The 20857-nt window shown below is 64.1% G+C and carries 24 protein-coding genes; 18 read left to right on the top strand and 6 right to left on the bottom strand.

All coding sequences use genetic code 11. The annotated features are described in order from the left end of the window. Positions 1-104: 104 nt before the first annotated feature. The 3 genes from ACREC7_RS02815 to ACREC7_RS02805 all read left to right on the top strand — a co-directional run bounded on the left by ACREC7_RS02815 (position 105) and on the right by ACREC7_RS02805 (position 3520). Positions 105-1733: a CTP synthase gene (locus ACREC7_RS02815; RefSeq protein WP_431554169.1), complete on the top strand. Its 1629-nt coding sequence runs from the start codon at positions 105-107 to the stop codon at positions 1731-1733. Positions 1734-1831: 98 nt separating this feature from the next. Further along, positions 1832-3064: a serpin family protein gene (locus tag ACREC7_RS02810; protein WP_431554168.1), complete on the top strand. Its 1233-nt coding sequence runs from the start codon at positions 1832-1834 to the stop codon at positions 3062-3064. A gap of 33 nt (positions 3065-3097) precedes the next feature. Continuing rightward, positions 3098-3520: a GFA family protein gene (locus tag ACREC7_RS02805; RefSeq protein WP_431554167.1), complete on the top strand. Its 423-nt coding sequence runs from the start codon at positions 3098-3100 to the stop codon at positions 3518-3520. A 28-nt stretch (positions 3521-3548) separates the two neighbouring features. On the opposite strand, the gene ACREC7_RS02800 is transcribed toward ACREC7_RS02805, so the two are convergent. Continuing rightward, the gene (locus ACREC7_RS02800; RefSeq protein WP_431554166.1) at positions 3549-4319 is read right to left on the bottom strand and encodes an aquaporin; all 771 of its coding nucleotides are present in this window, start codon (positions 4317-4319) and stop codon (positions 3549-3551) included. A 93-nt stretch (positions 4320-4412) separates the two neighbouring features. Beyond that, positions 4413-5141: a tetratricopeptide repeat protein gene (locus ACREC7_RS02795; protein WP_431554165.1), complete on the bottom strand. Its 729-nt coding sequence runs from the start codon at positions 5139-5141 to the stop codon at positions 4413-4415. Positions 5142-5191: 50 nt separating this feature from the next. On the opposite strand from ACREC7_RS02795, the gene guaD reads away from it, so the two are divergent. Both guaD and kdsA read left to right on the top strand, forming a co-directional pair. Continuing rightward, positions 5192-6520 carry a guanine deaminase gene (guaD, locus tag ACREC7_RS02790; protein ID WP_431554164.1) on the top strand — a complete coding sequence of 443 codons (1329 nt, stop codon included), beginning with the start codon at positions 5192-5194 and terminating at the stop codon, positions 6518-6520. A gap of 35 nt (positions 6521-6555) precedes the next feature. Then, a complete protein-coding gene (kdsA, locus tag ACREC7_RS02785) occupies positions 6556-7395 on the top strand; it encodes a 3-deoxy-8-phosphooctulonate synthase (RefSeq protein WP_431554190.1) in 840 nt (279 codons plus the stop codon). A 101-nt stretch (positions 7396-7496) separates the two neighbouring features. Here kdsA and queF read toward each other — a convergent pair whose 3' ends face one another. From queF to queC, 4 genes are all read right to left on the bottom strand, one after another. Next, entirely contained in the window at positions 7497-7964 is a 468-nt protein-coding gene (queF, locus tag ACREC7_RS02780; RefSeq protein ID WP_431554163.1) for a preQ(1) synthase, read from the bottom strand. Positions 7965-7992: 28 nt separating this feature from the next. Then, complete coding sequence (locus tag ACREC7_RS02775) at positions 7993-8361, bottom strand: 6-pyruvoyl trahydropterin synthase family protein (protein WP_431554162.1); 369 nt, start codon at positions 8359-8361, stop codon at positions 7993-7995. A gap of 112 nt (positions 8362-8473) precedes the next feature. Then, complete coding sequence (queE, locus tag ACREC7_RS02770; protein ID WP_431554189.1) at positions 8474-9112, bottom strand: 7-carboxy-7-deazaguanine synthase; 639 nt, start codon at positions 9110-9112, stop codon at positions 8474-8476. A gap of 127 nt (positions 9113-9239) precedes the next feature. Then, positions 9240-9983 carry a 7-cyano-7-deazaguanine synthase QueC gene (queC, locus tag ACREC7_RS02765; RefSeq protein WP_431554161.1) on the bottom strand — a complete coding sequence of 248 codons (744 nt, stop codon included), beginning with the start codon at positions 9981-9983 and terminating at the stop codon, positions 9240-9242. Between the two features lie 112 nt (positions 9984-10095). On the opposite strand from queC, the gene ACREC7_RS02760 reads away from it, so the two are divergent. The 13 genes from ACREC7_RS02760 to lipA all read left to right on the top strand — a co-directional run bounded on the left by ACREC7_RS02760 (position 10096) and on the right by lipA (position 20839). Continuing rightward, positions 10096-10560 carry a hypothetical protein gene (locus ACREC7_RS02760; protein WP_431554160.1) on the top strand — a complete coding sequence of 155 codons (465 nt, stop codon included), beginning with the start codon at positions 10096-10098 and terminating at the stop codon, positions 10558-10560. A gap of 90 nt (positions 10561-10650) precedes the next feature. After that, positions 10651-11931, top strand: a complete 1281-nt coding sequence (gene eno, locus ACREC7_RS02755) for a phosphopyruvate hydratase (protein WP_431554159.1) — start codon at positions 10651-10653, stop codon at positions 11929-11931. A 169-nt stretch (positions 11932-12100) separates the two neighbouring features. After that, on the top strand, positions 12101-12427 hold the full coding sequence (locus ACREC7_RS02750) for an FtsB family cell division protein (RefSeq protein WP_431554158.1): 327 nt from the start codon (positions 12101-12103) through the stop codon (positions 12425-12427). A gap of 181 nt (positions 12428-12608) precedes the next feature. Further along, positions 12609-13634, top strand: coding sequence for a pyruvate dehydrogenase (acetyl-transferring) E1 component subunit alpha (gene pdhA / locus ACREC7_RS02745; protein ID WP_431554188.1), 1026 nt, complete (start codon positions 12609-12611; stop codon positions 13632-13634). 36 nt (positions 13635-13670) lie between these two features. Beyond that, positions 13671-15185: a pyruvate dehydrogenase complex E1 component subunit beta gene (locus ACREC7_RS02740; RefSeq protein ID WP_431554157.1), complete on the top strand. Its 1515-nt coding sequence runs from the start codon at positions 13671-13673 to the stop codon at positions 15183-15185. A 5-nt stretch (positions 15186-15190) separates the two neighbouring features. After that, on the top strand, positions 15191-15592 hold the full coding sequence (locus tag ACREC7_RS02735; protein WP_431554156.1) for a GFA family protein: 402 nt from the start codon (positions 15191-15193) through the stop codon (positions 15590-15592). A 24-nt stretch (positions 15593-15616) separates the two neighbouring features. Next, positions 15617-16627 (top strand): 2-oxo acid dehydrogenase subunit E2, encoded by a 1011-nt coding sequence (locus tag ACREC7_RS02730; protein WP_431554155.1) that lies wholly within the window; start codon positions 15617-15619, stop codon positions 16625-16627. 27 nt (positions 16628-16654) lie between these two features. Next, entirely contained in the window at positions 16655-17125 is a 471-nt protein-coding gene (locus ACREC7_RS02725) for a hypothetical protein (RefSeq protein WP_431554154.1), read from the top strand. A gap of 22 nt (positions 17126-17147) precedes the next feature. Next, positions 17148-17720 (top strand): GNAT family N-acetyltransferase, encoded by a 573-nt coding sequence (locus tag ACREC7_RS02720; protein ID WP_431554153.1) that lies wholly within the window; start codon positions 17148-17150, stop codon positions 17718-17720. Between the two features lie 43 nt (positions 17721-17763). Beyond that, entirely contained in the window at positions 17764-19173 is a 1410-nt protein-coding gene (gene lpdA / locus ACREC7_RS02715) for a dihydrolipoyl dehydrogenase (RefSeq protein WP_431554152.1), read from the top strand. A gap of 63 nt (positions 19174-19236) precedes the next feature. Beyond that, positions 19237-19488, top strand: coding sequence for a GlsB/YeaQ/YmgE family stress response membrane protein (locus tag ACREC7_RS02710; RefSeq protein ID WP_431554151.1), 252 nt, complete (start codon positions 19237-19239; stop codon positions 19486-19488). Positions 19489-19594: 106 nt separating this feature from the next. Then, positions 19595-19882, top strand: a complete 288-nt coding sequence (locus ACREC7_RS02705) for a GlsB/YeaQ/YmgE family stress response membrane protein (RefSeq protein WP_431554150.1) — start codon at positions 19595-19597, stop codon at positions 19880-19882. Then, a complete protein-coding gene (gene lipA / locus ACREC7_RS02700) occupies positions 19883-20839 on the top strand; it encodes a lipoyl synthase (RefSeq protein ID WP_431554149.1) in 957 nt (318 codons plus the stop codon). It begins immediately after the preceding gene. Positions 20840-20857 lie beyond the last annotated feature (18 nt).

Below are 20857 nucleotides of genomic sequence, written 5' to 3'. Positions count from 1 at the left end.
ATTGACGCGGATTGATGCGGATTTGCCGCGCATTTCCGCGACCGGTGGACGGAGTAGAGCTTAGGGCTACGACTCGCGCGTCTTTCAGTGTATGGTCGAGGCCCATGGCGCGGTACGTCTTCATTACCGGCGGCGTGGTCTCCTCTCTCGGCAAGGGGCTGGCATCGGCTGCTCTCGGAGCGCTGCTCCAGGCGCGCGGCTATAGCGTCCGCCTGCGCAAGCTCGATCCCTATCTCAACGTCGACCCGGGGACCATGAGCCCCTATCAGCACGGCGAGGTGTTCGTCACCGACGACGGCGCCGAGACCGATCTCGACCTCGGCCATTACGAGCGCTTCACCGGCCGCCCCGCCTGTCAGGCCGACAACATCACCACGGGCCGCATCTACCAGCAGATCATCACCAAGGAACGCCGCGGCGACTATCTCGGCTCGACCGTGCAGGTCATCCCGCACGTTACCGACGCCATCAAATCCTTCATCACCACGGGCAACGAGGACGTCGACTTCGTGCTGTGCGAGATCGGCGGCACGGTCGGCGACATCGAGGGCCTGCCCTTCTTCGAGGCGATCCGCCAGCTCGGCAACGAGCTGCCGCGTGGGTCTTCGGTGTTCATTCACCTGACGCTCGTGCCTTTCATCCCGAGCGCGGGCGAGCTGAAGACGAAGCCCACGCAGCACTCGGTCAAGGAGCTGCGCTCGATCGGCATCCAGCCCGACGTGCTGCTTTGCCGCTGCGAGCGGCCATTGCCGCGCGACGAGCGGCGCAAGATCGCGCTCTTCTGCAATGTGCGCCCCGAGGCGGTGATCCAGGCGCTCGATGTCGCGTCCATCTACGAGGTGCCTGGCGCCTATCACGCCGAGGGCCTCGACCGCGAGGTGCTCGCCGCCTTCGGCATCAAGAACGCGCCGGAGCCTGATCTCGAGCGCTGGCGGCGGATCGCCGAGACCATCGCCGATCCCGACGGCGAGGTGAATGTCGCGGTAGTCGGCAAGTACACGGGCCTCAAGGACGCCTACAAATCGCTCAACGAGGCGCTCGTCCATGGCGGCATCGCCAACAAGGTCAAGGTCAATCTGCAATGGATCGAGTCGCAGACCTTCGAGCAGGAGGACGCCTCTGCCTATCTCGAGGACGTGCACGGCATCCTCGTCCCCGGCGGCTTCGGCGAGCGCGGCTCTGAAGGCAAGATCCGCGCGGCGCGTTATGCGCGCGAGCGGGGCGTGCCCTATTTCGGCATCTGCTTCGGCATGCAGATGGCGGTGATCGAGGTCGCCCGCGATCTTGCCGGCATCGAGGATGCAAGCTCGACCGAGTTCGGCCCGTCGCCCGAGCCGGTGATCGGCCTCATGATCGAATGGATGAAGGGCGCCGAGCTCGAGAAGCGCCAGTCGAATGGCAATCTCGGCGGCACCATGCGGCTCGGCGCCTATGAAGCGGTGCTCGCCAGGGGCAGCAAGGTCGCCGAGATCTACGGCACGACGCGCATCTCCGAGCGCCACCGCCACCGCTACGAGGTGAATACGCGCTACCGCAACAAGCTCGAGGCGGCTGGCTTGAGCTTCTCAGGGATCTCGCCTGACGGGCTGCTCCCCGAGATCGTCGAGATCCCCGACCATCCCTGGTTCATCGGCGTTCAGTTCCACCCCGAGCTGAAATCGCGGCCCTTCGAGCCGCATCCGCTCTTTGCCTCCTTTATCGGCGCCGCGGTGGAGCAGAGCCGCCTGGTCTAGACATGGCGCCGCGCCGCCTTCTCTAATATTGTCTCAACCCTGAGGCGTGTTTCCCGGCGACGGCGTACCGCCGCTTTCAACGGCTCGATGAGGAAACGATGTGGAACTTGTTAAAGACGGCTTCCGCCGCACTGATTCTCGCCACCACCCTGGGCGCGATCGGCTTCGACCATGCAGCCATGGCGGCAAAGAAGCCGAACAGGCCACAGGCTGCCGGCAAAGCCGAGACGAACACGCTTGCGGATGCCCAGACGAAGCTCGCTCTCAAATTGATGCAGGGGCTTGCCAGTGGCGCCGACAAGCCGGTCAACGTCTTGGTCTCGCCGGCAAGTCTCGCCGCAGTCCTCGCCTACCTTGACCTCGTTGCCGACGGCAAGATGGATGCGGCGATCGCCAAGACTCTGGGCATCAAGGCCGGGAACGCCACCAAAGCGATGAACGCTCTTAGAGATGCCGCCAAAGAGCTGGCCGCCGTACCCCCTGGGAGTGGACCGTTATCGTTCGGCAACGCAATTTTCCTGAGCCCTGCTGCAGGCGCCAACCCTGACGCACTTGCTCAATTGAAGGGCGCCGGCATGGAGGCAATGACCGCCAATCTTGGCACCCCAGAGGGCGTGGAGGCGGTCAACAAGTGGGTTTCCGACCAGACTGCCAAGCTGATCCCCACCATTATCGAAAAGCCAACACCAGCCATCTTTGTCGCGCTCAATGCTCTCTACTTCAAGGACAAGTGGGAGACGTCCTTCGATTCAGCGCTGACCCAATCGAAACCTTTCCACCTCACCGGCGGCAGCACGGCGGACGTCTCGATGATGCAGCTCGGCGAGAGCAAACTCGCCTTCCGCCAGGACGACCGCTTCATCGGCGTGATCCTGCCGTACAAAGACAAGGACTACGATCTTGTGGTCGTCACGACCAAAAAGGACCCGGCACCGCTTAGCGATTTTGCCGGAGCGGACTGGCTCACCGGGACCGGCTTCACGCTCACGAAAGGCACAGTCGCGTTGCCTCGCTTCGATGCGGAAATGGCGGCCGAACTTCTGCCGGCCCTCAATAAGTTGGGCCTCGCGAAAGGCAATAGGCCTACGTCGTTCAAGAAGTTGTCGTCCACGCCAATCACCATCGATGAGGTGATCCAAAAGACGGTTATCAAAGTGGACGAGGAGGGCACCGCGGCAGCCGCCGTGACCGCGCTTACGAGCCGCGCAATGTCGACGTCGGGCGCCAAGCCGATCGCGATGGTGGTCGATAGGCCCTTCATGTTTGCTCTTCGCGACAACAAGCACCAGCTCGTTCTGCTCGCGGGCTACGTGGGGAACCCTGTGCAGTAGTCAAGCCGCGGTTAGTGCAAGGCCTTCGGCGCCATGACCGACGTTATCCATAAAGGCGGGTGTGCCTGCGGCAAGGTCAGGATCGAGGCGAGGGGAGAGCCTTATCGCGTCGGCGTGTGTCACTGCCTGACCTGCCGGAAGCTGCACGGCGCGCCCTTCAGCTTCTACGCCGTGTTTTCACGTGATGCAGTGACGGTGACCGGACAGCTCCTCGTTTTCAAAAGCTCAGAGCACGGTCGGAGATATTTCTGCCCGGCGTGCGGGTCTCAGGTCTCCTCGCATTACTCGCGGGCCGACGAGATCTACGTCTATCCAGGTTCGTTCGACGAGCCAGGTCGGTGGCAGCCGACCTACGAATTGTGGACGATCCGGCGCGACCCGTGGCTGCCCGAGTTTCCGGGCGTCGTCAGCCGCTACGAGAGAGACCGCCCGAAATGGAGCCGGACGGCGCCTTAGGTGACTCCGTCCGCCTCGGTTGGTGTCGCTACTTCCGCTTGCGCGGTGCTGAGGCCCCCGGCGCCACTTCCGTCCTTCCGCCGCCGCCGCGATCGGGTACCACATCATCGGCCGCGAGGACGCCCGACTTGAACAGATAGCCGGCAACGCCGGCGCCGATCAGCGGCGCTACGATGAACAGCCACACTTGCGTGAGCGCTTGCGGGTTGGTGCCTGCGCCGATAAGGGCCGGCCCGAGCGAGCGGGCAGGGTTGAGCGAGGTGCCGGTGATGTTGATGCCCCAGAGGTGGAAGGCGATGAGTGTCAGTCCGATGGCGAGCCCGGCGATGCCGACCGGAGCGCCGCGCTGCGTCACGCCGAGGATGCAGACGAGGAACAGGAAGGTGGCGACCACCTCATAGATGAGGGCGGCGCCGATGCCGTATTCGCCGAGATAGCCTGGACCCCAACCGTTCTGTCCGAGCCCGCCACTCCAGCCCGCCTTGCCGGAGAGGATGACGTAGAGAACCACGGCGCCGGCAATGGCGCCAAGCACCTGCGCAATGACATAGGTGATGAAGTCCTGCGTGGTCATGCGGCCGGCGACGAGCACACCGAAGCTGACCGCCGGATTGATGTGGCAGCCTGAGATTTGGCCGATGCCATAGGCCATGGCGACAATGGTTAGGCCGAAGGCTGCGCCGATGCCGAGTGCATCAAGCGAGGTTGCGCCGCTTCCCATTCCACCGATGACGGCGGCGCCGCAGCCGACCAGCACAAGCGCAAATGTCCCAATGAATTCCGCGATTGCTTTTTTCATGACGATCTCCCCCCTAGAGAAGCCGTCATGATGCCAGACCCGGCGGGGCCCGAATAGGGCCGAGCGCATGCCGGCACATTCTATCAAGCGAAATCAGGGGGCTGCGCCGAGGCGCTCAAGCGCCGCCTCAAGATCCTTGCGATCCTGCGGGGTGGGATTCTTGGCGAGCGCCGCGCGGTAATCGGCGATGGCCCGATCCTTCTCGCCCTTGTGGTCGTAAAGCACGGCGCGGTTGGCGTAGGCGTCGCGATAGCCGGCGTCGAGCTCGATCGCCGAGGTATAATCGGCAATCGCGTCTTCGATCTTCCCAGCTTTCTCCCGGGCGACGCCCCGATCGTTATGAGCGACCGCGTCCTTTGGATTGATGGCGATGGCGGCGGTGCAGTCGGCGATGGCGAGATCGGCCTGCCCCTTGTCCTCGTAAACGACGCAGCGATTGATGAAGGCCTCGCCGAATTTGGAGTCGAGCTCGATGGCCTTGCTGAAATCTCCGATGGCCCGGTCGAGATCGCCTTTGTCGCGGTAAGCGAGGCCGCGGCTGACATAGAGTCTGGCCTGGCCTCCATCGACGGCGACGGCCTGATCGAAATCGGCGATGGCGCGGGCGAGATCGCCCTTGCGCATATAGGCTTCGCCGCGCCTTCCATAGGCCAGCGCGACGTAGGGGCTGAATGGGTCGAGCTGGAGAAACTCTGTGCAGCCGTCGATCTGTTTCTCGGGGTTCTCGCTTTGATTGCAGTCGTCGATGGGATTGGCCTGCGCCGGCCCGACGGCAAGGAAGGCGCTGGCGCCGATCAAGCATCTTAGTATCATCGCGCGCATTGCGTCGCTCCCAGTAGCCGCTTTGGCCAAGTCTAGCAGAAGATCGAACCATGCCGGATGGCCACGTTACCGCTCTCCGCGGCACGATCGTCGGCTTCACCGGCGATCCCTTCCTGGTCGATCCGGCCAAGGCCTTCGTGCACGAGCCTGACGGGCTGATCGTCTGCCGCCACGGGATGATCGAGGCCGTCGGTCCTTACGACAGCGTGCGGGCGAGCCTGCCGAGCAATGTTCCCGTCACCGACTATTCCGGCTGCATCCTCTCGGCGGGCTTCGTCGACACCCATGTGCACTATGTGCAGACGGAGATGATCGCGTCTCCAGGCAAGCAGCTTCTGCAATGGGTCAACGACTACATCTATCCCGCCGAGGAAGCCTTCGCCGATGTGGCGCATGCTCGCGCCGTCGCCTCCATCTTCTGCGACACGCTGATCCGCAACGGCACGACCACGGCGTGCGTCTATTGCGCGGTCTATCCGCAATCGGTCGACGCGTTGTTCGAGGAAGCTCTCAAGCGCAATCTGCGGCTCGTCGCCGGCAAATGCATGATGGACCGCAACGTGCCCGAGCCCTTACGCGACACGGCGCAATCCGGCTACGACCAGTCGAAGGCGCTGATCGACACATGGCACGGGAAGGGGAGGCTGCTCTATGCCATCACGCCGCGTTGGGCCGGATCGAGCACGCCGGCGCAACTGGAAGCCGCGGGCGCGCTGTGGCGCGAATATCCCGATTTGACCCTACAAACTCACATCGCCGAGAACCGTGACGAGGTCGCCTTCGTCACCAGGCTGTTTCCGGAGCGCAAGGACTTTCTCGATATCTACGATCATTACGGCCTCGTCCGGCGGCGCACCGTTCTCGGCCACTGCGTCTGGTTCTCCGAGAGAGAGTTCGCCCGCGTGCATGAGCGCGACGCCTCCATCGCCCATTGCCCGACTTCGAATCTGTTCCTCGGCAGCGGGCTGTTTCGCTTGCGCGTAGCCAAGGATAAGAGGCGGCCGATCCATGTCGGCCTCGGCACCGATATCGGGGCTGGAACGAGCTTCTCCCTGCTACGCACGATCAACGAGGCCTACAAGATCGCAGCGCTGAATGCCGCGCCGATCACGGCCTTCGAGGCGCTCTATCTCGCCACGCTTGGAGGCGCCCGTTCGCTCGGACTTGAGGACCGCATCGGCTCGCTCGAGGTCGGCCGCGAGGCCGACATCGTGGTGCTCGAGCCCAAGGCCACACCGCTCCTTTCCTTCCGGATCAGCCGTTCCCGCTCCATGGAAGAGACCTTGTTCGTGCTGATGACGCTTGGCGACGACCGCTGCGTGCGCGCCACCTACGTGGCAGGGGCGCTTGCCCACGCAAGCGAGCCGGTTGACGCCTGACGCGCCGCCGTTATGGTCCGCCCATGACCGCAGCCATGAAGCCCCCGCCAAGCCCCGTCGTTGCGGTGGGTGCCGCGCGCTTCGGCAACACTCTGCCGCTTGCGCTCATCGCCGGGCCTTGCGCGCTCGAAAGCCTGGCGCATGCGCTCGAGACTGCCGAGGCGCTGAAGGAGATCGCGGCAAAGGCCGGAATCGGCCTCGTCTACAAGACCTCGTTCGACAAGGCGAACCGCACGAGTGCGAGAAGCGCAAGAGGGCTGGGGCTCATCGAAGCCCTGCCCATGTTCGCCGAGATCAGGGAGAAGACCGGCCTTCCCGTGCTCACCGACGTGCATGAGCCTGATCAATGCGCCGCGGTGGCCAAGGCCGTCGACGTACTGCAGATCCCCGCCTTCCTCTGCCGCCAGACCGATCTTCTCATCGCCGCGGCGCTCACCGGCAAGGCGGTCAATGTGAAGAAGGGCCAGTTCCTCGCGCCTTGGGACATGACCCATGTGGTGGCGAAGCTCGTTGGCGCAGGAAACCCCCAGGTGCTGGTCACCGAGCGCGGCGTCTCCTTCGGCTACAACACGCTTGTCTCCGACATGCGCGCTTTGCCGATCCTCGCCGAGACGGGAGCGCCGGTGATCTTCGACGCCACCCATTCGGTGCAGCAGCCCGGAGGGCAGGGGGCGCAGAGCGGCGGCGAGCGCCGTTTTGTGCCGGTGGTGGCCCGCGCCGCGGTCGCGGTCGGCGTCGCCGGCATCTTCATCGAGACCCATCAGGACCCTGACCGCGCGCCCTCCGACGGGCCCAACATGCTGCCGCTGAACGATCTGCCGGCGCTGCTCGCCGAGCTGATCGAGATCGACCGCCTGGTGAAGAGGGTGAGGTGACGAACGTCATTCCGGCGCAAGCCGGAATCCAGTGCGCGAAGCGCAATTAGAAAACTGGACCCCGGCTTGCGCCGGGGTGACGCCGTGGTTCTTCGATTTGCTCAACCCCGCCCGCGATAGGGCGCCACACCTTGGTCGGGCAACCACAGGCCTTCGGGCACCGTGCCGTATTGCCAGAACACATCGATGGGAATGCCGCCGCGCGGGAACCAGTAGCCGCCGATGCGCAAAAAGGCAGGCTCGATCAGATCGACGATGCGCTTGCCGATGGTGACCGTCGCGTCCTCATGAAAGGTGCCGCAATTGCGGAAGCTCGCCAGATAAAGCTTGAGCGACTTCGACTCGAGCAGCCAGCGCTTCGGCGCGTAGTCGATGACGAGATGGGCGAAGTCGGGCTGACCGGTGATCGGGCAGAGGCAGGTGAATTCGGGCGCGGTGAAGCGGGCGGCGTAGAGCGTCTCAGGATGCGGGTTGGCGACGCGCTCGAGCAACGCCTTGTCTGGCGATGCTGGAATCGGCGTGGGCTTGCCGAGCTGCTTCGGTTTCACGCTCTTTTTGGCTGTGGCCATCGCTCATTACTGCACCGCGGACACGCTTTTACAAGCGCCGCGGGCCGGCATAGATGCAGCCCTCGTGGCAACTGTCGCGCGAGACCTGGATCTCGGCGAGGCCGAACAGCCGGTTGTGCAGGCGATCCCACAGCCAGATGGCGATGCGCTCGAGCGTCGGCACCTCCAGCCCTTCGACCTCGTTCAGAAAGCGATGATCGAGCGCGTCGCGCGCCTCGGCAAGGGCCGCTTCGATATCGTCGAAATGCAGGAGCACGCCGGTCGCGGGATCGGGCTCGCCGTCGATGGTGACGCGGGCGCAGAAGGAGTGTCCGTGCACCCGTGCATTGGGGTGACCGGGAGGGGCCGAGGGGAGCCGGTGGGCAGCCTCGAAGAAGAATTCCTTATAGATACGCATGGCGGTGGTTTAGAGCATGATCCGGAAAAGTGGAAACCGGTTTTCCGAAACGGCCATGCGCCATTGGGAAACCGGATTTCCAAGCGTTCAGCCAGAGGCCTGGTCGCCAGGCTTAGCGCAGACCGAGCAGCTTGTGGGTCTGCAGGCTCAGGCGCCATTTGGGATGGGCAAGACAATAGTCGATCGCCGCGCCCACATTGTCCGCGGTCTTGACGGCGCCCTGATCCATAGGCTGCAACAGGAAATGGGTGAAGTCGAGCTGTTCGAGCGCTGCCGGCTCGATCTCGCTTTGCGGATAAACGAGCTTCAGCTCATCGCCTGACCGCTGCACGAGATCTGCACCGGCCTTCGGGCTCACGCAGATCCAATCGATGGAGCGCGGCACCGGCAGCGTGCCGTTGGTCTCGATGGCGATCTCGAAGCCGGCAGCATGGAGCGCAGCGATCAAAGCCTCGTCCACCTGCAACATGGGCTCGCCTCCGGTGAGCACGACGAAGGGAGGCGTGAAGCTGTTGCCCCGCCAGGCCGTGCGGCAAGCTCTGGCAAGCATTCCGGCGTCGGCGAATTTTCCCCCGCCATCGCCGTCGGTACCGACGAAATCGGTGTCGCAGAAATTGCAGGTCGCGGTCTCGCGGTCGGCCTCGCGGCCCGTCCACAGATTGCAGCCGGCAAAGCGGCAAAACACGGCAGGCCGCCCGGCGTGGGTGCCTTCGCCCTGCAGCGTGTAGAAGATCTCCTTGACCGAATACATGGGCTTTCGGCGCCATCGATAGAGTGTTGTCATGGCCGGGCTTGTCCCGGCCATCCACGTCTTGTCCTTGAAATAGAAAGCGTGGATGCCCGGCACAAGGCCGGGCAAGGCGGTTGTGGCTAAGTGGCTAAGGGGAACCTGCTCTCACTTTAGACTCTCGCGCTGCGGTGCGCATTTCCTGCCACTGCTCATAGCCGCGCGCGCGGAGCTCGCAAGCCGGGCAGGTGCCGCAGCCATAACCCCAGGGATGACGCCTGCCGCGCTCGCCGCGATAGCAGGTATGGGTGTGCTCGATCATCAACTCGACCAAGGTTTCGCCGCCAAGCTTGTGCGCAAGCTCCCAGGTCTCTGCCTTTGACAGCCACATCAGCGGCGTTTCGATGATGAAGGGGACTTCGGTACCGAGCCTGATTGCCTCGCCAAGCGCGCGCAAGGTCGCGTCGCGGCAATCGGGATAGCCTGAGTAATCCGTCTCGCACATGCCGCCGACCAGCGTATGCAGGCCTCGGCGATAGCCGAGTGCCGCGGAATAGGTGAAGAACACGAGGTTCCGCCCCGGCACGAACGTGCTCGGTAGCCCCGAGGCCAGTATCTCGATCTCGGCCTCGGAGGTGAGTGCGGTGTCGGCGATGGCGCCGAAGCTTGCGATGTCGAGCACATGGTCTGGCCCGAGCCGCGAACCCCATGCGGGGAAGGCGCGGGCGACCTCGCTTCGCACAGCCTGCCGGCATTGCAATTCGACGGCATGCCTCTGGCCGTAGTCGAAGCCCACGGTTTCCACGCGGCCGTAGCGGTCGAGCGCATAGGCAAGACAGACGGTCGAATCCTGGCCGCCCGAGAACAACACCAATGCAGCACCGTCACTTTTCATGGCGAAATCCAAAAACCATGTTGTTGCAAAACCTTATTGGGGACTCGCCTTTTAGTTGAATATTGTATATTCTGCTACTATTGCGAGAGGCCAAGACTTGGGCGGCTAGGCCATGCACCGCGGGGTTGCCGCTCTTTGCGGCGTGATTGCCATCCTTCTTACCGGTTGCTCGACCATCGTCAAAGGGACGCAACAGCAGGTCTCCGTCGCCACCCCAGGCGTTCAGGACGCCATGTGTACGCTTTCGTCTCCTGCCATCGGCACGCGCACCGTTCAGACGCCCGGAAATATCGTTCTGCCCAAGAGTAAGCACGACGTCGCGGTGAATTGTGCCAAGCAGTGTTACACCAACGGCGTTGGTGTGCTCGCGTCAGAGACCGAGATCATGACGGCCGGCAATGTCCTGTTCGGCGGCGTTATCGGCCTAGGGATCGATGCGGCATCGGGCGCCATGAACAAATATCAACCAGGGGTCGAAATCGCCATGAGCCCGATCCCCAATTGCGGGGCTCCGAAAAAGGGGCGGGGCGTGCCCATGGCCAGCACGCCAACGCCTCCACAAGAGCCACCGAGCTAAGCCCCCACATCAAGCTTCCGATTCCAAAGTTGCTGGGCTAAGAGGGCGCAAGGCTTCGCCTGCCTTCTCCTGACAATTGGAATTGGACCCATGACCGCAATTGCTACCGTCGTCGGCCGGGAGATTCTCGACAGCCGCGGCAACCCCACCGTCGAGGTTGACGTGGTGTTGGTGAACGGCGCCTTCGGCCGCGCCGCGGTGCCGTCGGGCGCCTCGACCGGGGCGCATGAGGCGCACGAGCTTCGCGACGGCGGTAAGCGTTATGGCGGCAAGGGGGTGAGACGTGCGGTCGAAGCGGTCAACGGCGAGATCAGGAACGGGCTGACCGGTTTCGATGCCGGCGACCAGCGCGGGCTCGACGCCCGCCTTTGCGAGCTCGACGGCACCGACAACAAGAAGCGCCTCGGCGCCAACGCCATTCTCGGCGTGTCGCTCGCCGCCGCCAAGGCCGCAGCGCGCGACCACGATCAGCCGCTCTACCGCTATCTCGGCGGCCAGCAAGCGACGCTGCTGCCGGTGCCGATGATGAACATCTTGAACGGCGGCGCACATGCCGACAATCCGATCGATTTCCAGGAGTTCATGATCGCGCCAGTCGGGGCGCCGAATTTCGCCGAAGCCTTGCGCATGGGCGCGGAAGTCTTCCACGCGCTGAAAGCCGCGCTCAAGGCTGCCGGCCACAACACCGCGGTTGGAGACGAGGGGGGCTTTGCCCCGAACCTCGCCTCGACGAGGCAAGCGCTCGACTTCGTTCTCGCCGCAATCGGCGCGGCAGGGTTCAAGCCAGGCGCCGACATCTATCTCGCACTCGATGTGGCCGCGACCGAGCTCTACGCGAACAACCGCTATGTGCTGAAGGGCGAGGGGCGGACACTCAACTTCGCCGAGATGGTCGCAACTTACGCCGATCTCGTCGCCAACTATCCCATCTATTCCATCGAGGACGGCATGTCGGAGGACGATTGGGAGGGTTGGCGGGCACTCACGCAGGCCCTGGGCGACCGGGTGCAGCTCGTCGGCGACGATTTGTTCGCCACCAATGTCACGCGGCTGAAGCGGGGCATCGACCAGGGCATCGCCAACGCCATCCTGGTCAAGGTCAACCAGATCGGCACCTTGAGCGAGACGCTCGACGCCGTGCGCATGGCGCAAGGAGCGGGTTATGCCGCGGTGATGTCGCATCGTTCCGGCGAAACCGAGGACGCCACCATCGCCGATCTCGCCGTCGCCACCAATTGCGGGCAGATCAAGACGGGATCGCTTGCCCGCTCCGACCGGGTGGCCAAATATAATCAGCTCCTGCGCATCGAGGAGGAGCTTGGGGCGGCCGCCCGCTATGCCGGCCGCTCGGTGCTCGCCCGCCCCCGCTAACCGGCGATTAACCTTCCCGGTGCGATTCTCCCAGAACTGGCGGACGCCGTCATACCGGCGAAAGCCGGTATCCAGTTTTTTGTTTTTTGCGCGTTCCGCGCGGCTGGATTCCGGCTTACGCCGGAATGACGCCGAAGCGGGGCATGACGAAAGGTTACGCGGCAAAACCATGCGGCTCACGTCACTCCTCTTTCCGCTGCTCGCCTGCGGTGTCGGCGGCTATTTCGCCTACCATCTCCAGACCGGGGATCATGGCTTGCAGGCCCGTGCCGACCTTGAGAAGCGCAAAGCGGTGCTTGCCGGCGAGCTTGCCGGGCTGAAGGAGGTGAGAAAGCGCCTTGAGCGCGACGTTGCCCTGCTCCGGCCGGAAAGCCTCGACCCTGACATGCTCGACGAGCGCGCCCGCGCCATTCTGAACCTTGCCCACCCCGACGATCTCGTCATGCTGAAGCGCCGCGCGCCTTCGGAGACGCCGGGGGCGCGACCGAAGCGCTGATGGGGATCGCCGCCATAGGATCGGGAGCCGATCCTTGGCCTATTTGATGACCTTGCCCCGTCTTTCGGTGTTTTCCTAACTCGTGTTAGCCTCAAGTCGCGGCGGGGCATGCGAGGATTTAGGTTTGAACACTCTTTCCGATGGGGCCCATGATACAGAAGGCCCACCGCCTGCACCGTCTATCACTCCGCCCGAAGCCCTGACTTCCGCGACGGTATTGGAGCACGGCAGCGCGCCGAGCCTGACGCCCGAGGGGGAGCTCGAGGCCTACCGCCAGATGCTGCTCATCCGGAGATTCGAGGAGAAGGCGGGCCAGCTCTACGGCATGGGTCTGATCGGCGGCTTCTGCCATCTCTATATCGGCCAGGAAGCCGTGGTCACCGGCATGCAAATGGCGCGCGAGGAGGGGGATCAGGTCATCACCGCCTATCGCGACCACGGCCATATGCTCGCCTCGGGCATGAACCCCAAGGGCGTGATGGCCGAACTCGCCGGACGCCGCCACGGCTATTCCAAGGGCAAGGGCGGCTCCATGCACATGTTCTCCGTGGCGAAAAATTTCTATGGCGGCCACGGCATCGTCGGCGCTCCGGCCCCACTCGGCACCGGGCTTGCGCTTGCCAACAAATATCGCGGCAACGACCGCGTCTCGCTCACCTATTTCGGCGAGGGCGCGGCCAATCAGGGCCAGGTCTATGAGAGCTTCAACATGGCCTCGCTGTGGAAGCTCCCGGTCATCTATGTGATCGAGAACAACCACTATGCCATGGGCACGCATGTCGGGCGGGGGAGCGCGCTCGCCGAGGAGCTGTATCACCGCGGCTCCGTGTTCGGCATCCCCGGCATGAAGGTTGACGGCATGGATGTGCGTGCCGTGAAGGCCGCAGGCCAGGCTGCGATCGCCAGGGTGCGAGGCGGCGCAGGCCCGATGATCCTCGAGATGCGCACCTACCGCTACCGCGGTCATTCGATGTCGGACCCGGCCAAATACCGCAGCAGGGAAGAGGTGCAGGAGGTGCGCACCCAGCGCGACCCCATCGAGCTTGTCGGCAAGCGACTGAACGAGACCGGCATCGCCGACGAAGATCGATTGAAGCAGATCGACAAGGACATCCGCGCCATCGTCAATGATGCCGCAGACTTCGCCACCAGCGACCCCGAGCCTGAGGCGAGCGAGCTTTATACCGACGTCGTGGCGCTGCCTTAGGACCGAAACCGACCGACCATGCCCAGCGAAATTCTGATGCCGGCGTTGTCGCCCACCATGGAGGAGGGCACGCTCGCCAAATGGCACGTCCGGGAGGGCGACGAGGTACGCACCGGCGACGTGATCGCCGAGATCGAGACCGACAAGGCGACCATGGAGGTCGAGGCCATCGATGACGGCCGGGTGGGCAAGATCTTGGTGGCGGAAGGCACCGAGCACGTGCCGGTGAACAAGCCCATCGCGCTGCTCTTGGTCGACGGCGAGGATGCCTCATCCTTCGAGACCCGGCCTGCGGCCGCTCCTCAGAATGAGGTGTCAACGCCTCACCCTGAGGAGGCGCGAAGCGCCGTCTCGAAGGGTGAGGCAGCAAGATCGGCGGCAGGTTCTGAACTCATGCAGATGGCCAAGATCGCCGAAGCGATCAGAGCGGTGCCGCATGAGCCAAGTCTGACTCGGGAAGATGCCGATCTTGGCGAGAGGCCGCCGGAGGTCGAGCAAGCCCCGGCCGGACCGCAAGTAGCCCCCGCCGAGCCGCGCCCCGAGGCGGAGATTCCGCCCGGCACCGCGATGGTGGCCATGACCGTGCGCGAGGCGCTGCGCGACGCCATGGCCGAGGAGATGCGCGCCGACGACCGCGTCTTCGTCATGGGCGAGGAGGTCGGCCAATATCAGGGCGCCTACAAGGTGACCCAAGGCCTGCTCGATGAGTTCGGCGAGCGACGCGTGGTCGACACGCCCATCACCGAATATGCCTTTGCCGGTACCGGCGTCGGCGCGGCCTTTGCCGGCCTCAAACCCGTCGTCGAGTTCATGACCTGGAACTTCGCGCTGCAAGCCATCGACCACATCGTCAACTCGGCCGCAAAGACCCTCTATATGTCGGGCGGGCAGATGCACTGCCCCATCGTGTTTCGCGGGCCGAACGGCGCCGCCGCCCGCGTCGCCGCCCAGCACAGCCAGGACTTTTCCGCTTGGTATGCCTCCGTGCCGGGGCTGAAAGTGATCGCTCCCTATACCGCCGCCGACGCCAAGGGATTGCTCAAAGCCGCGATCCGCGACCCGAGCCCGGTGATCTTTCTCGAAAACGAGATCCTCTACGGCCAGAGCTTCGACGTGCCGAAGCTCGAGGACTTCGTCCTGCCAATTGGCAGGGCGCGGGTAGCGCGGGAAGGTTCCGACGCCACAATCGTCTCCTATTCGCGCGGCATGGCCTATGCGCTGGAAGCCGCCAAGCGGCTGGCCGAGGAGGGGATCAAGGCGGAGGTTATCGATCTCCGCACGCTCAGGCCTCTCGACATCGACACGGTGCTCGCCTCGGTGCGCAAGACCAACCGCATCGTCACGGTGGAGGAGGGCTGGCCCATCTGCTCGATTGGCTCTGAGATTTGCGCCCGCGTGGCTTTGGAAGCGTTCGACGATCTCGACGCGCCGCCGACAAAGATCAGTGGCGCCGACGTGCCCATGCCTTACGCCGCCAATCTCGAGAAGCTCGCGCTTCCCTCCGTGGAGCAGGTCGTCGCGGCGGTGAAATCCGTCTGCTACCGGGAGTGACGTTCGTGGCTGAAGCCCCCATGACCTGGAAGAGCGGCGGGTGCCATTGCGGCGCGGTGCGCTTCGACGTGCTCGCGCCCGACGAGATCGAGGTCAAGGAGTGCAACTGCTCGATCTGCCGCATGACCGGTTATCTGCATCTCATCGTTCCGGCCGAGCGCTTCCGCCTCACCAAAGGCGCCGACAAGATCACCACCTACAACTTCAACACCGGCACGGCGAAGCATCATTTCTGCTCGGTGTGCGGTATCAAGAGCTTCTACGTGCCGCGCTCCAAGCCCGACGGCTTCAGCGTCAACGTGCGCTGCCTCGACGACGGCGCGGTGACCGTGACCCGCATCACGGTGTTCGACGGCGCGCACTGGGAAGAGGCAATGGCCAAGATCGCCCACGCGAAGGAAGCCTGACCGATGTCTATACAAGGCGCAAACTTGCACAGTGCAGAGGGGGGCCACGCGAAGCGCGACCACGCGAAGCGTGTCCTCGCTTCGCCGCTGGCGCGGAGGCTTGCCCGCCAGCGTGGCATCGATCTCGGCGGGCTTCGCGGCTCGGGTCCGAAGGGGCGTGTCGTCAAGCGCGACATCCCGCTCGCCGCGGCCGAGGCAGCAGGCATCCCCGAACAAGCGGAAGCGATCGAAGCTTTGGAGGTCGGCCCCGAGCCTGAGCGGCGCCTCACGCTGTCCCGGCCTGCGCCGGCCGGGGGTCTGACCAACAAACAGGTGCTGGCAATCTATGAGCCAGGCAGCTACGAGCTTCTGCCGCACGACACCATGCGTCGCGTCATCGCCGAGCGGCTCACGCTCGCCAAGCAGACCATCCCGCATTTCTATCTCGGCATCGACTGCGAGCTCGATGCGGTGCTTGCCGCGCGCAAGCGCCTCAACGGCATGGCGCCGCAAGACGGCCCGCGCTCCTTCAAGCTCTCGGTCAACGACTTCATCATCAAGGCGCTCGCCATGGCGTTGCAAAAGGTGCCGCGCGCAAATGCGAGCTGGACTGAAGAGGGACTGCTGCTCCACCGCGGCTCCGACATCTCCGTCGCCGTGGCGCTTCCAGGCGGCGGGCTGTTCACGCCCGTCGTCCGCAACGCCGAGCTGAAAAGCCTGTCGGAGATTTCCAACGAGATGCGCGACCTCGCGGGGCGGGCGCGATCGAAGCGCCTCGCTCCCCACGAATATCAGGGCGGCACCACCACGCTCTCCAATCTCGGCATGTACGGCATTGACCGCTTCGATGCCGTGATCAATCCGCCGCAAGCGAGCATCCTCGCCGTCGGCCGCGCCGAAAAGCGCCCCGTGATCAAGGACGACGCGGTGAAGATCGCCACCATGATGAGCGCCACCCTCTCGGTCGATCACCGGGTGATCGACGGCGCGCTCGGCGCCGAGCTTCTCGCCGCCTTCAAGGCCTTCATCGAAGACCCAGTGACCATGCTGGTTTAGCGGGGAGGCCGCTCGACGGAATTGCCGATGGCAGATTTGTGGGACCAGCTCGTCAAGAAGTACCCGAGATACACGATCGCGATTCTGCTCGTGTATGCGCTACTCGTGTCGGCCTACACGATCTACTCCTCGGTCCGCTCCTACTATATCGAGCTGAAAAAGCCTTATCTCGAAGACTTGGCGGAAGCTTGCGGCAACATTAGCGAAATCGCGGCGCGCATTTCCCGTTCGGAGACCTACCCGGCCGACAAGGTCGAGGACTTTTGGTCGTACTATTGGGGCCGGCTTGTTCTCTACGAGGATAGCAATCTGATCGGCAAGATGGTTGCCTACAAGAAAGTCCTCGAGACCATCAATCCGTCGAATTATTCGGAGCGCAAGCTCCAGCTCGAGCAGCCGGCATACGCCATCTCCGGCGCTTGCCGTGACCTGATCAAGGAGAGCTGGAAATTGTCGATTGCGCCTTGGTCCGATCTTCAGAGTCAGCGGCCACAATAACATCTCACGTCCAAACCGCTCAATGGCGCTCACAGCACTCTACCGTCCCGCCACAAAGGCCGACGCCTCGGCGCTTGCCGTGCTGGTCGATATCGCCGGCGAAGGTCTTCCGGCGCATCTGTGGAGCACGCTGAAAGCCCCCGGCCAGTCGATCCTCGAGGTGGGACGCGAGGGCGCCGCGCGGGAGGAGGGCGGCTTCTCCTATCGCAACGCCATCGTCGCCGCGGTCGAGGGCGAGATCGCCGCCTGCCTCGTCGGCTACCGGCTGGACGATCCCTACGATCTCGGCACCTTGGCGGAGATACCCGAGCTCGTGCGGCCCCTCGTCTTGCTTGAGGCAAAAGTGCCGGGCTCGTGGTACGTCAATGTGTTCGCGACCTTTCCCGAGTTCCGCCGCCAAGGGATCGGCAGGGAGTTGCTCGCCATTGCCGAGCAGAAGGCGAGGGAGAGCGGAGCCCCGGCCTTGAGCGTGATCGTTGCCGGCGCGAACGAGCGGGCCGCGCGCGTCTACCGGCACGCAGGTTTTGCCGCGGCTGCATGGGAGAAGATGGTCCCCTTTCCCGGCTACACTCAGGCCGGCGATTGGGTTTGTTGACCAAGCGACTGGGAGGTTCCGCCGAAAGCGGGCGATGATGAGCATGCAGAGCGCTGGGAGCCAATTCGATCTCGCCGTGATCGGCGCCGGACCCGGAGGCTACGTCGCCGCGATCCGCGCCGCACAGCTAGGGCTCAAGACGGCTGTCATCGAGCGGGAGCATCTTGGCGGCATCTGCCTCAACTGGGGATGCATTCCCACCAAGGCGCTGCTCCGCACCGCCGAGCTCTATCATCAAATGGGCCGCGCCGCTGAGTTCGGACTTGCTTGCGACAATCTCCGCTTCGACCTCGCCCGTGTGGTGGAGCGCAGCAGGAAGGTTGCGGGCAAGCTCGCGAGCGGCGTCGCCTACCTGATGAAAAAGAACAAGATCGCGGTGATCGACGGTGAGGCCGCGCTGAAAGGTGAGGGGAGAATCGAGATTACCGGCAAGGACGGCGAGACACGCAGCAGCATCGACGCGAAGCATATCGTGATCGCGACGGGCGCCAGGGCGCGCGAGCTACCAGGGCTTGAGGCCGACGGCAGACTGGTGTGGACCTACAAGCACGCCATGGTGCCTCAGGCCTTGCCCAAATCGTTGTTGGTGATCGGCTCTGGCGCCATCGGCATCGAGTTTGCGAGCTTCTACCGCACGCTCGGCGCCGAAGTGACCGTGGTCGAGCTGCTCGACCGCATCTTGCCTGCGGAGGACGCGGAGATCTCCTCGCTTGCACGCAAGGCCTTCGCCAGAGCGGGCATGACCATCCATACCGGGACCGGCGTGGACGCGCTCGTGCGCCACGAAGACAGCGTCACGGCACGCCTGATGAAACCAGGCCTCACCGGCGAGCTGACCGTCGACCGCGTCATCCTCGCCATCGGCATCACCGGCAATGTGGAAGGCCTCGGCCTCGAACAGCAGGGTGTCAAGATCGAGAAGGGCCACATCGTGGTCGACGAATGGGGTGCCACCGGCAGCCCCGGCCTCTACGCCATCGGCGACGTGGTTAGTCCGCCTTGGCTTGCGCACAAGGCAAGCCATGAAGGCGTGCTATGCGTGGAGAAGATCGCGGGCGTCGAAGGCGTTCACCCTCTCGACAAGACCGCCATTCCGGCCTGCACCTACAGCGCCCCGCAAGTTGCGAGCGTCGGCTTGACCGAGGAGGCGGCGCGCGCGGAAGGCCGAGCCGTCAAAGTCGGCCGCTTCCCTTATTCCGCCAATGGCAAGGCAATCGTGCTTGGCGAGACCGAAGGGTTGGTCAAGACCATCTTCGATGCCGAGACCGGAGAGCTTCTCGGCGCGCACATGATCGGGGCCGAGGTCACCGAGCTCATTCAAGGGTTTGCCGTCGCCAAAGGGCTGGAAACCACCGAGGCCGAGCTGATCTCCTCCATCTTCCCCCATCCGACGCTGTCGGAAATGATGTATGAGTCGGTGCTCGACGCCTATGGCCGCGCGCTTCACATCTGAGGCACCAAGAGCCGGTCGTCGAAGCCCGGATTCGAACCGGCATCAAGGACAGGGAGCAGCGATATGACAATTATTTTCGATCTCATACTGTTTCTCGTCATCGGTCTGATCGCCGGTGCCATCGCCGCCTTCTACATGGGCCGGCAGCAGGAGCTCGTGCCGAACCTCGTCACCGGCATCGTCGGCGCCTTCATTGGCGGCTTCCTTGCCAAGCTGCTCGGGCTCACCGCCCATAACGTCATCGGCGAGGTGGTGGTCGCCACCGCCGGCGCCATCATCTGCCTGTTCGTCTGGCAGCGCCTTCGCGGAAAGTGATCCTCTCGTTGCGGGGGCGGGCAGACCCCCTATATTACGCGCGAGGCCCAAAGAGTCGCGGGGCCCGTCAAGCGGGGCAGCTCGTTTCAACCGACGGAGGTTCGAAATGGAAAATGAGGCTCATGGACTCCTGTCCATGCCAGGGGTCGGCTTTTTCGGCATGCTCGTCATCGGCATCCTCGCCGGCTACATCGCCGAGAAGGTGACAGGGAGCGATCATGGTCTGCTCACCAATCTGCTCGTCGGCATCGCCGGCTCTTTCGTCGGCGGCTCGCTCGCTACGCTGCTCGACGTCGCCTTCTATGGCTGGCTCGGCAATCTGATTGTCGCCACGGTCGGCGCGATCCTTCTCCTGTGGGTGTGGCGGAGATTCAGGGGACCGTCGACAGCGTAGATGGTGATGGTGTTCGCCACACAAGACGGAACGCGGCCGCGCCATCCGGAAAAGGCGCTTCTGCCGGATACCGCGGTGCTGCCAAAGCCCGATTGGATCCGCGTGAGAGCGCCGGGGCCGCACGCCTTCGACGAAACCCGCAGCATCTTGCGCAAGCATCGCCTCAACACCGTGTGCGAGGAGGCGGCCTGCCCCAATATCGGCGAGTGCTGGGGCAAGCGGCACGCCACCGTCATGATCCTCGGCGACACCTGCACTAGGGCTTGCGCCTTTTGCAATGTGCGCACCGGCCGCCCCGGCGCCGTCGATCCTTCGGAGCCTGCGCGCGTCGGAACGGCAATCGCCGAGCTTGGCCTTTCCCATGTGGTGGTGACATCGGTCGACCGCGACGACCTTGCTGACGGAGGTGCTGCGCATTTTGCCGCCACCATTGTCGCCATCAGGACCAAGGCGCCGGCAACGAGTATCGAAGTGCTGACCCCGGACTTCCTGCGCAAGGAGGGGGCGCTCGACATCGTCATGGCGGCGCGGCCCGACGTCTTCAACCACAATCTCGAAACCGTGCCGTCGCTTTATCGCGAGATCAGGCCTGGCGCGCGCTACGACGCCTCCTTGCGCCTGCTCGAGCGCGCCAAGGAGCTGGACGGAAGCGTGTTCACCAAGTCTGGCATCATGGTCGGCCTCGGCGAGACGACGCCCGAGGTCCTTGGCCTGATGGACGATCTGCGCATGGCGCACGTCGATTTCCTGACCATCGGGCAATATCTCCAGCCGACCCGCAAGCACGCGGCTATTCACCGCTTCGTGCCGCCCGAGGAGTTCGACGCTTTGCGCGCCGCGGGAGAAGCCAAGGGCTTCCTGCTCGTGGCGGCGAGCCCCTTGACGCGCTCCTCCTATCACGCCGCTGACGACTTCGCCCGCCTCAAGGCCGTTCGCCACGCCGCGCTCGGCCGCTAGGCGAAAGAGGCCGATCTA

Source organism: Methyloceanibacter sp. (assembly GCF_050728395.1).
In the GTDB taxonomy this organism is placed as follows: domain Bacteria; phylum Pseudomonadota; class Alphaproteobacteria; order Rhizobiales; family Methyloligellaceae; genus Methyloceanibacter.
Note: the sequence above shows the minus strand (reverse complement) of the source record. Positions and strands in the feature narration are given on the sequence as shown.